The 14,363-nt window shown below is 77.5% G+C and carries 9 protein-coding genes; 2 read left to right on the top strand and 7 right to left on the bottom strand.

Going from position 1 to position 14,363, the window contains the following annotated elements; translation table 11 throughout:
- Window positions 1-16: 16 nt before the first annotated feature.
- Window positions 17-226, bottom strand: a complete 210-nt coding sequence (locus ABD994_RS22435) for a hypothetical protein (RefSeq protein WP_345420398.1) — start codon at window positions 224-226, stop codon at window positions 17-19.
- A gap of 140 nt (window positions 227-366) precedes the next feature.
- Between ABD994_RS22435 and ABD994_RS22430 the strand changes: the two genes are divergently transcribed.
- Complete coding sequence (locus tag ABD994_RS22430; protein WP_345420395.1) at window positions 367-2,739, top strand: helicase-associated domain-containing protein; 2,373 nt, start codon at window positions 367-369, stop codon at window positions 2,737-2,739.
- Between the two features lie 122 nt (window positions 2,740-2,861).
- On the opposite strand, the gene ABD994_RS22425 is transcribed toward ABD994_RS22430, so the two are convergent.
- The 4 genes from ABD994_RS22425 to ABD994_RS22410 are packed head-to-tail and all read right to left on the bottom strand — an operon-like array spanning window position 2,862 to window position 9,030.
- Window positions 2,862-3,437 (bottom strand): GTP-binding protein, encoded by a 576-nt coding sequence (locus ABD994_RS22425; protein WP_345420393.1) that lies wholly within the window; start codon window positions 3,435-3,437, stop codon window positions 2,862-2,864.
- Window positions 3,438-3,447: 10 nt separating this feature from the next.
- On the bottom strand, window positions 3,448-4,125 hold the full coding sequence (locus ABD994_RS22420; RefSeq protein WP_345420390.1) for a DUF742 domain-containing protein: 678 nt from the start codon (window positions 4,123-4,125) through the stop codon (window positions 3,448-3,450).
- 22 nt (window positions 4,126-4,147) lie between these two features.
- Window positions 4,148-4,570, bottom strand: a complete 423-nt coding sequence (locus ABD994_RS22415; protein ID WP_345420387.1) for a roadblock/LC7 domain-containing protein — start codon at window positions 4,568-4,570, stop codon at window positions 4,148-4,150.
- Window positions 4,567-9,030, bottom strand: coding sequence for a nitrate- and nitrite sensing domain-containing protein (locus ABD994_RS22410; protein ID WP_345420384.1), 4,464 nt, complete (start codon window positions 9,028-9,030; stop codon window positions 4,567-4,569). Before ABD994_RS22410 ends, ABD994_RS22415 begins: the two co-directional genes overlap by 4 nt.
- A 512-nt stretch (window positions 9,031-9,542) precedes the next feature.
- Between ABD994_RS22410 and ABD994_RS22405 the strand changes: the two genes are divergently transcribed.
- On the top strand, window positions 9,543-11,252 hold the full coding sequence (locus ABD994_RS22405) for a DNA repair helicase XPB (protein WP_345420382.1): 1,710 nt from the start codon (window positions 9,543-9,545) through the stop codon (window positions 11,250-11,252).
- Window positions 11,253-11,262: 10 nt separating this feature from the next.
- Here the strand turns inward: ABD994_RS22405 and ABD994_RS22400 are convergent, their stop codons facing one another.
- Together ABD994_RS22400 and ABD994_RS22395 are read right to left on the bottom strand one after the other, a co-directional pair.
- Window positions 11,263-11,679: a MaoC family dehydratase gene (locus ABD994_RS22400; RefSeq protein WP_345420380.1), complete on the bottom strand. Its 417-nt coding sequence runs from the start codon at window positions 11,677-11,679 to the stop codon at window positions 11,263-11,265.
- A gap of 63 nt (window positions 11,680-11,742) precedes the next feature.
- Window positions 11,743-14,337 carry an AAA family ATPase gene (locus tag ABD994_RS22395; RefSeq protein WP_345420378.1) on the bottom strand — a complete coding sequence of 865 codons (2,595 nt, stop codon included), beginning with the start codon at window positions 14,335-14,337 and terminating at the stop codon, window positions 11,743-11,745.
- Between the last annotated feature and the right edge of the window lie 26 nt (window positions 14,338-14,363).

The following is a 14,363-nucleotide window of genomic DNA, read 5'->3' as shown; positions in this document are numbered from 1 at the left end:
ACGGCGCGCGTGGTGGTCAGCGGTTGATCTCGGTGACCGGGTGCTCGTAGCCGAGCTGGTCGGCCGGGAGCGGGAACTCGGTGTCCCCGAACGGCGAGGGCGACCCCTGCGTCGGGGCCATCAGCTCGGTGACCGGGTGCTCGCCGGGCTGCAGCTCCGGCCACCACGGGTCCTGGCGGGGCTGCGTCTCCGCCGACTCCCCGTGGGTCTCCTCGTGGTCGGCCATCCCTGGGCTCCTCCCGCGTCGGCGTGCTCCCGCCCGGTCGGCGGGGCTCCAGTCTGCCGCACCTCGGGGGTGCCCGCGCTGCTCGGAGGGTCGAGCTCCGCTGCGCTGCGTCTCCGGCCCCGACTACCGTAGGGGGCACGATGTCCGGCCGGACCCTGCTCGACCACCTGCGCGCCCAGGACGACGAGACCCTGGGCGCGCTGTTGCGCGCGCGCCCGGACCTCGCGCTGCCCGCCCCCGCCGACACCGGCGTCGTGGCCACCCGCGCCGGCGTCCGCATGTCCGTGGGCCGCGCGTGCGAAGACCTCGACGCCTTCACCCTGCAGGTCACCGACGCCCTGCTCGTGCTGCGCGCCGACGAGGCGCCCGCGGCCGCCGGGGACGTCCTCGCGCTGCTCGGCCCCGACCGCGCGGAGGCCGGCCGCGCCGCGCTCGCCGAGCTGGAGCGCCGCGCGCTGGCCTGGCCCGACGGCTCGACGGTGGCGACCGTGCTCCCCCGCGCCGACCCGTCGGTCACCACCGGCCTGCGCGCGGTGCCCGCGCTGCGCGACGTGTCGGTGCGCTACCCCGGCGGCCTCGGACGGCCCGCCCCGGAGTTCTCCGCGATCGCGACGGCCGACGACCCCGCGACGATCGTCGACGCCCTGCCCGAGGACGAGCGCGGCGTCGTCGAGGCGCTCTCGGCGGACGGGCCGATCGGGCGCAGCCGCGCCCAGGACACCGACGACGGTCCGGTGGGGCGCCTGCTCGCCGCGGGCCTGCTGCACCGCGTCGACCACGAGACCGTCGAGCTCGCCCGCGAGGCCGCGCTCGCCGTGCGCGGCGACCGTCCGCTGGGCGACGTCGAGGTCACCGACCCGATGCCGCCGCCCCGCCACCACGCCGCCGGGGACGTCGACGCCACCGCCGCGGGCGAGGTCCTCGAGCTGGTGCGGCACGCGGAGGCCGTGCTCACCGCGTGGTCGGACCACCCGCCGGCCGTGCTGCGCTCGGGCGGGCTCGGGGTGCGCGACCTGCGCCGCGTCGCGCGCGACCTCGGGATCACCGAGCAGGACGCGGCGCTGCTGGTCGAGGTGCTCGCCGGGGCCGGCCTGGTCGCGGTGTCCGAGGGCCCGGAGAACGGACGTGGGGCCGCGGCCTGGACGCCCACCGTCACCGTCGACCGCTGGCTCGCCTCCGGACCCGACGTCCGGTGGGTGGTGCTGGCCCGGGGCTGGCTCGACACGCCGCGGGCGCCGTCGCTGGTCGGCGCTCGGGACATCGGCGACAAGCTCATCGGGCCGCTGTCCGACGAGGCCCGCCGGCCGTGGGCGCCGGCGCTGCGCCGTCGGGTGCTCGAGCGGCTGGCCGAGTTCGCCGACGGCGACGGCCCCCGCAGCGCCGACGACCTCGTCGCCTCGCTGGCCTGGCGGGCGCCGCGCCGGGGCGGGCGGCAGCGCGACGAGATGATCCGGACGGTGCTGCGCGAGGCCACGACGGTCGGCCTGGTGGCCCACGACGCCCTGACCTCGGCGGCACGCGAGCTGCTCGCCGTCGCGCGGGGACCGGGCGACGACCCGGACGGCGCGGCCGCCGCCGCCCTGCGGCGCGCCCTGCCCGACCCGGTCGACCACGTGCTGCTGCAGGCCGACCTCACCGCCATCGCGCCCGGGCGCCTCGAGCCCGAGCTCGCCGCCGCGCTCGACCGCGTCGCCGACGTCGAGTCCGCGGGCAGCGCCACCGTCTACCGGATCACCGAGGCCACCGTGCGCCGCGCGCTCGACCTCGGGCAGACCGCCGGCGACCTCCACCAGCTCTTCGCGACCCGGTCGGCCACCCCGGTGCCCCAGGGCCTGACCTACCTCGTCGACGACGTCGCCCGCCGCCACGGCCGTCTGCGCGGCGGGGCGGCCGCGTCGTTCCTGCGCTCGGACGACGAGGCGCTCATCGCCGAGGTGCTCGCCCACCCCGAGGCCGAGCGCCTGGAGATGCGCCGCATCGCGCCGACCGTGCTCGTCAGCCAGCAGCCGCTGGTCGAGGTGCTCGAGGGCCTGCGTGCCGCCGGGCTGTCACCGGTGGCCGAGGACGACGTCGGCGGCGTGCTGGACCTGCGCCCCCGCGGCCGGCGGACGCCGGCCCGCCGCCCCGAGCGGGCGATCGGCACCACGCCGTCGCTCTCCGGGGACCAGGTGGCGGCCCTCGTCGCCCAGCTCCGCGCCGGCGACCGGGCCGCCACCGCCGCCCGCGGGCGCACCACCGGCGCGGGCTCCACGCGCACGGCGGCGTCGGCGACCGTCGCCGTCCTGGCCGAGGCCGCCCGCACCGGGCGCAGCGTGTGGATCGGCTACGTCGACGCCCACGGCACGGCGTCCCAGCGCGTCGTGCGCCCCCTGCGCGTCGGCGGCGGGGTGCTGGAAGGCCTGGAGGACACGGGGGAGGACGACGGCGAGACCAACGGCACCACGGTCGGCGCGGCCCCGCTCTCCTTCGCGCTGCACCGCATCACCTCGGTCAGCGTCCTCGCGGACCGCTGACCCCCGCCCCCTTCGCCCGTTCGGTTGCTGACGTACGTCCGTCCGCGCCGCACCCCGAGAAACGAACGGCGCCCTCGCTGCTTCGGAAGCAGCGAGGGCGCCGTTCGTTCGTCGGGGCGGGGTCAGGCGCGGGCGCCGACGGCCCAGACCTGCATGGCGTGCTCGACGAGGGCGATGAGGGCCTGCTTGGTCGACTCCCGGTCGCGGGCGTCGACGGTCAGGATCGGCACCGACGGGTCGATGGCCAGCGCCTCGCGCACGTCCTCGAGCTCGTGGCGCAGGACGCCGTCGAAGCAGTTCACGCCCAGGACGTAGGGCAGGCGCCGGTCCTCGAAGAAGTCGACCGCGGCGAAGCAGTCGGCGAGGCGGCGGGTGTCGGCCAGGACGACGGCGCCGATCGCGCCGCGCACCAGGTCGTCCCACATGAACCAGAAGCGGTCCTGCCCCGGGGTGCCGAACAGGTAGAGGATCAGGTCGGAGTCCAGCGACACGCGACCGAAGTCCATCGCCACGGTGGTGGTGCGCTTGTTGGGCACCGCCGAGAGGTCGTCGACGCCGGAGCTGGCGTCGGTCATCACGGCCTCGGTGGTCAGGGGGTCGATCTCCGAGACCGACCCCACGAACGTCGTCTTGCCGACGCCGAACCCGCCGGCCACCACGATCTTCGCGGAGGTGGTCGTCGGGGCGGGCTCGGCCACGACCGCTGCGTCAGAGCCGTCGAAGTCCACTCAACACCCTTTCCATCAACGCCATGTCCGGGACGTCGCCCGAGGTCGAGGCGGTCTCGTGCACCACCACGGTGCCCTGGGAGGCCATGTCACCGATGAGGACGCGGGCGACGCCGAGCGGGATCGACATCATCGCGGCCACCTCGGCGACCGACCGGGGCTCGCGGCACAGCTCCGCGACCGCACGGTGCTCGTACTGCGGGATGCGCGACGGGTCGCGGCCCGCCGTGCCGACCGAGACCAGGGTCTCGATCGCGAGGTCGTACACCGGCCGGGTGCGACCGCCGGTCCAGGCGTACGGGCGCACGATCGCGACGTCCTCGGCGCGCTCGGCGGGTGGCTCGGGCTCGGGGAGCTCGTGGCGCGGCGGCCCCGGCCGCGGCGTGCCGTAGGGGGCGGTCTGCGGCTCCCCCGGCTGCCAGGCGTGCGCACCGTCGGCGCCGTCCCCGTCGCCGTAGAGGTAACCGTTCGGGGCGACGATGCCGCCGGTCTCGAGACCGGCGTCCGACGGCTCGCCGGAGCCGTCGGCGGCGGCACCGGCGTCGGCGGGCTCCTCCTCGCGACGCCGCCGGAAGAGCCCGCGGCGGCCCTTCGGCCGCGCCGGCCCGCTGATCCCGTTGAGGACGTCGGCGAAGGACTCGCCGGGCTCGTCGCTCACCGGTCGTCACCCCCTCGCGCGGTCATCGCACCGCCGACCCCTGGAGCTCGGCGCGGAGCTCGGGGGTCAGCAGCTGCCCGACCCGGTCGACCAGCAGCGTCATCTCGTACCCCACCAGCCCGATGTCGCAGTTGGGCGCGGCCAGGGTCGCCAGGCACGAGCCGTCGCTGATGGACATCAGCAGGACGATGCCCCGCTCCATCTCCACGACGGTCTGCACGACGTCGCCGGCCTCGAAGCAGCGCGCCGCACCCTGGGTGAGGCTCACGAGCCCCGACGCCACGGCGGCCAGCTGGTCGGCACGGTCGCGCGGCAGGCGGTTCGACGCGGTGAGCAGCAGGCCGTCGGCGGACACCACCACGGCGTGCGCCACCCCGGGCACGCGCTCGGCGAAGTTCGAGACCAACCAGCCGAACCGGCTCGGCTGCGACTGGACTTCGGTCACTGGTCCTCCTCTTCCCCCGGACGGTCGCCGTGCGGCGGCTCGCCCATGGTCTCGCCGGGACGGGGCCGGCGGGTCGACCGCCCGTCGCTCACACCCTGCTGATAGCTCGCGAGGCGTCCGCGGATCGCCTCGGCACTGCGCCGCGGGCCCCCGGCCGGCACGCCCTCACCGGGCCCGCCCGGAGCGCCGGCCGACCCGGACCGGGCCGCGCCGGGCACGAGCTGCGCCCGGGGACGGCGCTTGGGCAGCCCCGCCTCCGTGGTGCCGCCCGGGCTGACCCCGGCGTCGAGGGCGTCCGCCGTCGCGGCGGCCGCCCGCCAGCCCTCGTCGCCCGACGTCGAGGCCCACTCGGCCTCGTCCGGACCGGCCGCGGGGGGCGCCTCGCGGAACCAGGCGGACGCGACCTCGTCGTAGATCGGCGTCCGCTCGCGTCGTGGTGCGCCCGGCCGTGACGGCAGGCGCTCGGGCATCGCGCGGCCGGGGAGGCCGCCCGGGCCGTGTCCGTTGCCGTTGCCGTTGCCGTTCGTGCCGGGGCCGGGGCCGGGCGGGACCGGGTCGAACAGGCGCTCGCCCGTCTCGCCGGGCGGGGCGGCCGGGGCCCCGAAGGCCGGCGGGCCCTGCCGTGTCGGCAGCCCGCCGGGCGGGCCCTGCGAGCGCTGCCGCTGCGGGAGCCCCGGACCGGCCGAGGCCGCCGGGTCGGGCGCGACGTCGGGCGCACCCGGGGTCTCCGGCGCGTCGGGCTGCGCCGTCCCGGCCACCCCGGCCACCTCGGCCGGCTGCTCCTCGGGCGTCTCCGGTGCGGAGGCCCCGGGGCCCGTGCGGCGGGGCCGCAGCCGCGGCGCCGTGCCCGGCGAGAACGGCGCGGCGCCCGGGCTGAGCCGTCGGCCGGGACGCAGCCCACGACCCTCCGGCGCCTCGTCGCCCGTCTCGTGAGCCGCCGCGTCGTCCTGCTCGGGGGGCTCGACCGGCGCCACCTCGGCCGCGGGGGTCTCCTCGGCCGCCGGGGCCTCCGCGTCCGCGGGGGCCTCCTCGGCCGCGGGGGCCTCGGGGGTCGCCGCCGGCTCCTCGTCGGCCGCGGGGACGCCCGACGCCGGGCGTGCCTGGGGCCGCAGCACGCGCGGCCGCAGCGGGAGCGTCCCGCGCCGGGTCGGCAGCGGTGCCGCGTCCCCGTCGGACGGGGCGGCGTCGGGGGTGCCCCCGCTCTCCGGCGTCTCGGCGACGTCCGGCGTGACCGCCTCGGGGGTCTGGTCGACGATCTCCTCGACCTGCTCGGCCTCGTCCGGTGCGTCGGGCACGGGCGGCGGCACGACGGGCGCGCCGTTCCACATCGGCGGGCCGGCGGCGGGCTGCTGCGGCCGCCCCTCCGGTCCACCGGGCGGCGGACCGGCCGGGCCGGCGGGCCCCGGTCCGCGCCACCCCGGGGGCGGGCCCCCCGGACGCGCCCCGGGCGGCGGACCCCAGACGGGGCCACCGTGGCCGCCGGGGCGTTCCGGCCCACTCGGGCCGCCGGGCCCGCCCGGACCCCCGCTGCCGCCGGGCTGCCCCGGACGGCCGGGCAGCGGTGGCCCTCCCGGCACCGGCCCCTGCGGACGACCCTGCGGGCCACCGGGGGCGAAGCCGTGCCGCGCGGGCGGGGCCTCGTCCCGCTGTTCCCGGGGGGCGGCCTCGTCGGGCTCGGCGTCGCCCTCGGTGCCCGCCGCGTCGGCGGGCTCGCGCTCCGCGCCGTCCTCGGGTCCGTCCTCGGGCCGGCGGCTGCGCCGGCGGGCCGCGGCCGCGCCGATGAGCGCCGCGGCACCGGCGGCGACCCCGCCGCCGATCAGCCCGTGGCGGCCGTGCTCCTGTTCCTGCTCGTCAGCGGGCTCAGCGGGCTCGGCGGCCTCGGGGGCCTCGGCGACGTCCGGGGACGCGGCCTCGCGCTCCTCGACCGGCGCCGGGCCCGCCGCCGCCGGCTCGGCCGCCGACTGCTCGACGGCGCTCTCCGGGGCCTCCGCCGGCTCGGCGAGCTCGGCGGACCCCGCCGCCGGGCTCTCCCCCGCCGGCCCGGGCCGCTCGGGCCCGCCGGGACCGGTCGGGCCCTCCGGTCGCCGCAGCCCCGGGCCGCCGGGACCACGACGGATCGCGCCGCCGGGACCGGCCGCGCCGGGGCGCTCGCCCGGCTCGCCGGGTCCGGAGTGACCGTTGGTGCCGGGGGCGCCGGTCGGCGTGCCGCGCCGCGGGAGCGAGGGACCGGCCGGCCGGCCCTCACCGTCGCCGCCGCGCTCCGGGTCGAAGAACGCCCCGGGTGCGCCGGCCGTGCGCCGGCTGCGCTGCGGCAGGGCCGCCGCGCCGTTCGCCGCGCCGTGGGGGGCGCCGTTGCGCGCCTGCTCGGGGACGCCGTGACCGGCGCCGTTGCCCCGCGGACCGGACTCGCGGGTCCCCGCGCCGAGGGCAGCCGGCGACGCCGGGCCCGCCGGGCCGTCGGCGCTGCCGGCGAGCACCGCCGACGCCGGGATGCGGGCGCCGGCGGCCACGCCGCCCTCGTCGCGGTTGCGCAGCTCGACGACGATGTGGTGCCGCGTCGCCAGGCGGCCGACCACGAACAGGCCCATGCGCCGGGAGGCGGACACGTCCACCGTGGGCGGCGAGTCGAGCCGCACGTTGGCCTCGTGCAGGTCCTCCTCGCTCATGCCCACACCGGAGTCGAGGATCTCGACGAGCACCGACCCGTCGCCGTTCTGCGTCGCCCGGATCTGCACGCGGGTGTCCGGCGCCGAGAACGTGGTGGCGTTCTCCAGCAGCTCGGCGACGAGGTGCACGACGTCGCTGGCGGTGCGGCCCAGCAGCTGTGCCTGCGGCGGCGGCGCGAGGTCGATCCGCTGGTACTGCTCGACCTCCGACGCCGCGGCGCGCAACACGTCGGCCAGCGGCACCGGGCGGCTGCCGCGGCGGGACAGGTCGGTGCCCGAGAGCACGAGGAGGTTCTCGGAGTTGCGCCGCATGCGCGTCGCGAGGTGGTCGAGCTGGAAGAGGTTGGAGAGCGCCTCCGGGTCCTCTTCGGAGTTCTCCAGCTGCTCGATGAGGCGCAGCTGGCGCTCGACCAGCGCCTGGGACCGCCGCGACAGGTTGACGAAGATCGAGTTGAACGCCGAGCGCAGGCCCGCCTGCTCGGCGGCCAGGCGCACCGCCTGCTCGTGCACCTGGTCGAACGCGCGGGCGACCTGGCCGATCTCCTCGCGGGTGTTGATCGGCGTCGGGACGATCGTCGTGTCCGGCGTCTCGCCCTCGCGCAGGCTGCGCACGGCCTGCGGCAGGCGCCGCTCGGCGACGTCGAGCGCGGTGCGGCGCAGCAGCCGCAGCGGGCGCAGGAGCGAGCGGGTGACGAAGAAGACCACCGCGGCGCCGGCCATCAGCGCGAGCAGCAGGATCACCGACGCGATGCCGGCCCCGCTGCGCGCCGACGCCTGCAGCGCGCCGGCCCGCTCCTGCAGCTGGGTGCGCAGCTGCGCGGCGGTGGCGGCGTCGCGGTCCTCGACGGCCGCGGACGCGCGCTCCCAGTCCGGGCCCGAGACCTGCAGCGGGAGACCCGCGGCGCCGCGCCCGAGCACCACCTGGGCGAGCAGGTCGCGCTGGTCGACGTCGGGCCCGACGACGGCGTCGGCGAGGCCGGCGTTGTCGGTGCCGATCGCCGAGCGGAAGTCGTCCACGGCGATGGAGCGGCGCAGCGTGGCGTTGCGCGCCTGGTCGATCGAGGGGGCGTCGATGCGGCCGGCGGCGATGCCGGCGGCCACGACGGCCTGGACGTAGGCGTCCTCCTCGCGCACCACCGCGAGGGAGTAGAGCCCCGCCGACAGGCCGGCGACGCTCGGGTCGGCCGCCTCGCGGGACAGCGAGCGGTCGAAGACCTCCAGGGCGTCGATCGACTCGGTGTAGCGCGCGATCGCGCCGGCGGCGTCGACCCGGGCGTTGAGGACGTCGTCGCGGATGCGGTCGAGCTGGGTGAGCTCGGCGTTGGCCTGGTCGAACGCCAGGCGGGTCTGCTCGTCGAGCGAGTCGGCGCCGCCGTCGGCCTGCCGCAGCTCGGTGACGGCCCGGTTGGTGACCTCGACGCGCTGGTCGACCGGCGCGGACCCGCCGGCGCGGTTGGCCGCGACGAACACGGCGGCCGCGGAGCGCTCGGACGCGAGCTCGCCGAGCAGGCGCGACGTGCGGTCCTCGAGCGAGACCGCCTGCTGGACGCCGTCGTAGGACGCGGCCTCCTCGGTCTGCTCGACGATGCGCAGCACGCCGAGCGTGAGCACGAAGATCGTCGGGACCAGCAGGACGGCCGTGAGCTTGACCGGCAGGCTCCAGTTGCGCAGCGCCAGGCGCTCGGTCCAGTCGGCCCCGTGGTCGCTGCCGCCGGGACGGACGCCCCGGTCCTCGCCGTACCGCACCGGCGTGCGCTCGGGTGCCCGTTCGGGTCCTCGCTCGGATGTGGTCACGGGGAGGTCCTCCCGGTTCCGCCGGTCGGTCGGACGGCGTCCGGCGACCCCACGCGCCGAACGCGTCCCTGGTCCACGCTGGGTGACCAGGGATGGGCTAGGGTCGGCTCAGACCGGACAGCGCGGTGGCACACGGGTGACACCGCGCGTCCGTGTGGTGACACGGCGGCACGATGGACGAGGTGCGAGGCGGGCAGGCGCATCAGGGTGGTCAGGCGTCCGTAGCGGTCGGCACGACGGGCGCGGACGGCAGGACCGCGCGCACACGTCGCTGCGGGGCGGGCACCGACGCCTACGCGCCGTGAGCCCATCGGGTTCGGTCGGTCACTCCTCGAGGGCGGGGTCGACCGCGGGGTGGGTCGGGCAGGGTCACTGTATCCGTCGCACCCGACGGAATGAGCGGGACCGTCGGAGCGCTCCCCGAGCGGTGTCCCTGCTCCGCCCGACGGACTGTCGGTCCCCCGGAGGACAATGGGTGGGACCACCCGTCGATGCGCCCGGAGGTCGAGAGGTTGAGCCAGCCCGGCAACGGACCGCTCATCGTCCAGTCCGACAAGACCCTGCTGCTCGAGGTCGACCACGAGGCCGCCCCCGCCGCTCGTCAGGCGATCGCGCCGTTCGCCGAGCTCGAGCGCGCTCCCGAGCACGTCCACACCTACCGCGTGACGCCGCTCGCGCTGTGGAACGCGCGCGCCGCGGGCCACGACGCCGAGCAGGTCGTCGACGCGCTCGTGCAGTACAGCCGCTACGCGGTGCCCCAGGCCCTGCTCGTCGACGTCGTCGACACCATGGGCCGCTACGGGCGGCTGCAGCTCACCAACTCCCCCGTCCACGGCCTGGTCATGCTGTCGAACGACCGCGCCGTGCTCGAGGAGGTCCTGCGCAACAAGAAGATCACCCCGATGCTCGGCGAGCGCATCGACGACGACACCGTCGCGGTGCACCCCTCGGAGCGCGGGCGTCTCAAGCAGGCCCTGCTCAAGGTCGGCTGGCCGGCCGAGGACCTCGCGGGCTACGTCGACGGCGAGGCGCACCCCATCGAGCTCGACCAGAGCGACTGGGAGCTGCGCGACTACCAGGCCGACGCCGTCGAAGGGTTCTGGCACGGCGGATCCGGCGTCGTCGTGCTGCCCTGCGGGGCCGGCAAGACGCTCGTCGGCGCCGCGGCGATGGCGAAGGCCGGCGCCACGACGCTGATCCTCGTCACCAACACCGTCGCCGGGCGGCAGTGGAAGCGCGAGCTCATCGCCCGCACGTCGCTCACCGAGGAGGAGATCGGCGAGTACTCCGGCGAGCGCAAGGAGATCCGCCCGGTCACCATCGCCACCTACCAGGTGATAACGCGCAAGACCAAGGGCGAGTACCGCGCGCTGGAGCTCTTCGACTCCCGCGACTGGGGCCTGATCATCTACGACGAGGTGCACCTGCTGCCCGCGCCGGTGTTCCGCATGACGTCGGACCTGCAGTCCCGCCGCCGCCTCGGCCTCACCGCGACGCTCGTGCGCGAGGACGGCCGCGAGGGCGACGTCTTCTCCCTCATCGGCCCCAAGCGCTACGACGCCCCGTGGCGCGACATCGAGGCCCAGGGCTGGGTGGCGCCCGCGGACTGCGTCGAGGTCCGCGTCACGATGACCGACAACGAGCGGATCATCTACGCCACCGCGGAGGCCGAGGAGCGCTACCGGCTCTGCGCCTGCGCGCGCACCAAGATCCCGGTGGTCAAGAGCATCCTCGCCCGCCACGAGGGCGAGCCCGCGCTGGTCATCGGCGCCTACCTCGACCAGCTCGACGAGCTGGGCGTGGCCCTCGACGCCCCGGTGATCCAGGGCTCGACCAAGAACAAGGAGCGCGAGGTGCTGTTCGACCGGTTCCGCCGGGGGGAGATCCCGGTGCTGGTCGTGTCGAAGGTCGCCAACTTCTCCATCGACCTGCCCGAGGCGTCGGTGGCCATCCAGGTGTCGGGGACGTTCGGCTCCCGCCAGGAGGAGGCCCAGCGCCTCGGCCGGCTCCTGCGCCCCAAGGGCGACGGGCGCCAGGCGCACTTCTACTCGGTGGTGGCCCGCGACTCGGTCGACGCCGAGTACGCGGCGCACCGCCAGCGCTTCCTCGCCGAGCAGGGCTACGCCTACCGCATCGTCGACGCCGACGACCTGCTCGGCCCGGTGCTGCCGGACGTCGAGAGCGAGGGCGAGCCGGACAGCGAGCGCCAGGGCCCCGAGTAGGTCGAGCAGGTCAGGCCGGCCGCTCGGTCCAACACACGGCGTGGCCCTCGACGGCGGTGACCCCGTCGTCGCGGGCCACGGCCACGGCCAGCTCGGTGATGGGCTTGTCGGTGCGGGCCGCCGTCACCTCGGCCGACCCGGTGATCACGTCGCCGGGCCGGACCGGGGCGAGGAAGCGCAGGTCGAGCTGGAGGAACACGCTGCCCGGCCCGGGCAGGTCCTCGGCGACGACGGCGTTGAGCACCGCGGTAGTGACGCCGCCCTGCACGACGATGCCGCCGAAGCGCGAGGCGCGGGCGTACTCCTCGTCGTAGTGCAGCGGGTTGCGGTCGCCGGAGATCGCGGTGAAGTGCTCGATGTCGGCGGTGGTCACGCGGCGGGAGCGGGTGGCCCGCGCGCCGACCGTCGGGTGCTGTGTGGTGGTCATGCCACGAGTCTCGGGACCGGCCGGGTGCCGGTCATGGGTGACGACCACCCATCTCCGGCGGGTTCAGCGCGCCAGCACGCCCAGCCGCGCGGCCGCGGCGACGGCGTCGCGCCGTGACGTCGTGCCGAGCTTGGCCAGCACCGCCGACACGTGGTGGTCGACGGTGCGGACCGAGACGACCAGGCGGTCGGCGATCTCGGCGTTGGTCAGGCCGTCGGCGAGCAGGCCGAGGATCTCGGCCTGACGCCCGGTGAGACCCACGGGGTGCGCCCGGGTCGTGGCCTGCGGCCCGCGGGGCACCGTCCGGGCGCCCAGCGCGCGCAGCCGGCGCCGCGCCCACGCGGCGGCCGGGGCCGCGCCGAGGCGGTCGAGCACCTCCAGGGCCTCTGCGGTCGCGGCAAGGTCCCCCGACTCCGCCAGCTCGAGCGCCCGCTCGTAGGGCGCGCCGAGGCGCTCGAACGCGTCGGCCGCGTCCCGCCACCGTCCGCGCAGGCCCGCGGCCCACTCCTCGGGACAGCCCGCGGGGACCGCCACCGGCTCGCCCACCCGGCGCAGCCACCGCGCGATCTCGCCGCGCGGCTGCCCACGTCCCGGGCCCCGGTGCTCGGCGAGCAGGGCGGTGGCGTCCGCGATCGCGCGCCGCGCGACGGCGCCGCCGAGGGACCACCCGTGCTCGAGCCCCGCGAGCGCGGTGGTCGTCGAGGTGAAGCTGCTGCGCGAGCGGGCCGAGCTCGCCCGCGCGGCAGCGAGCAGCGCCGCCGCCCCGTCGTCGCCGCGGCGGACCGCGAGGCGTGCGAGGTCGGGCAGCGCGAACCGGTCGAGCCCGTCGTCGCCCGGTTCCGGGCCGCGCATCGCCGTCAGCCCGGCCTCGGCCGCGTCCCAGTCACCGCGCCGCAGCAGGTCCTGGTAGCGGTACCACTCCCGGTTGAGGTCGAGGGTGCGGTACTCGCGGTCGCGCCCGTAGGCGGCGCCCGCGTCGAGGTAGCGCCCGAGGTCGTCGTACCGGCCGGCGCGCCAGAGGCCGCAGACGGTGTTGAGGTAGCCGATCATGACGCCCTGGTGGTCGGCGGCCCGGCGGGCGAGCGCGATGCCCGCGTCGCAGTCGGCCAGGCCGTCCGGGTCGCCGCGCTGCATCAGCGATCGCCCGCGGAACACGCGGGCGATCCCGTCGAGGTCGTGCCACCCCGACCGGCGGGCCGCCGCGAGCGCCGTGTCGAACAGCGTGATCGCCTCGGCCTCGCGGTCGATGTTCACCAGCAGCGTGCCGAGGAAGACCGTCGCGTAGACGCGGGCCGGGGTGTCGCCCCGCCCCTCGAGCAGGGCGACCGCGCGCTCGCCGGAGGCCAGGGCCGCGTCGATGCGCAGATCGGCCCACTGCAGCACCGAGAGGCTGGCCAGCGCGGTCGCGAGCGCCTCCGGGTCGCCCTGCTCCTCGCGCAGCCGGACCGCGGTCTCCCCGGCGGCGACGCCCGCCCCGGGCCGGTCGGCGTGGTACTGGGTCCACGCGTAGGCCTCGGCGACGCGCGCGTGCTCGGCGGGGTCGAGCAGGTGCGCCCGGGCGAGGGTCTGCTCGTGGTGCCCGGCGCCCTGGCGCGGGGCCCCGGCCCGCACCGCCAGCGCCGCGGCCCGCGGGGCGTGGCGCACGACGGCCACGTCGTCGCCGGCCGCCGCCGCGTGGTGCACGACGCGCGCCGGGTCCGGGCCGTCCTGGGCGAGCAGCGCGGCGAGCACGCGGGCGTTGAGCCGGATCCGCTCGCCCGCGGTCAGCGCGCCCTCGATCGCCCGGCGCGCCAGCTCGTGGCGGAAGGCGAGCGCGTGCTCCCGGATCTCGACGATGCCGTGGCGCTCGGCGTCGCCCACGGCGTCCAGGTCGCCGAGCAGGGCGCGCGCCAGCGGGAGCCCGACGCGCGACGGGACCACGGAGAGCTGCTCGAGGTGGCTCCGCGACACCGGGTCGAGCCGCCCGACGCGGGCCAGCACGGCGTCGACGACGGTCGGCGGGACCGCGCCGTCGGGCGCGGCGAGGACCTCGGAGACGTAGAAGGGGTTGCCCCCGGACATCGCGTAGAGCGTGGCGGTGGTCAGGGTGGTACCGCCCGACCAGAGGGCCACCGCGCTCCGGGACAGCGGCTCGAGCCGCACCCGGTGCACCGCGGGACCCTGCAGCTCGCCGAGGGTGCGGCGCAGGGCGGCCGAGTCCACCTCGCCGTCGCGGTAGGTCAGCACGACGACGGCGGGGAGCCCGGCCACGCGCCGCCCGACCCAGCGCAGGACGTCCAGGGTCGCCTCGTCCGCCCAGTGCACGTCCTCGACGACGAGCACGGTCGGGCGCCCCGGCGTGCTGAGCTCGGCGCCGAGCGCGGAGAGCGCCTCGTCCCGCCCGCGCTCGAGGGCGGCGGCGAGCGGCCCGCCCGGCGCCGCGGCGACGACGTCGTGCAGCGGGCCGAGCGCGCGTGGCGTGAGCAGGTCGTCGCACGCCCCGAGCAGGACGCGGGCCCGGTCGGCCGCGGCCGCGGCGAAGGCGCGCACGAGGGTGGTCTTGCCGATGCCGGCCTCGCCGGACACGAGCACCAGCCCGCCGGTGCCCGCCTCGGCGCCCGCGAGGGCGGCCTCGAGAGCACCGAGCGCGACGTCCCGCTCGAGCAGTCCCCCCGACACGCACCGATGGTCCCGCGACACGCCGG

This window comes from Actinomycetospora chlora (genome assembly GCF_039542135.1).
In the GTDB taxonomy this organism is placed as follows: domain Bacteria; phylum Actinomycetota; class Actinomycetes; order Mycobacteriales; family Pseudonocardiaceae; genus Actinomycetospora; species Actinomycetospora chlora.
Note: the sequence above shows the minus strand (reverse complement) of the source record. Positions and strands in the feature narration are given on the sequence as shown.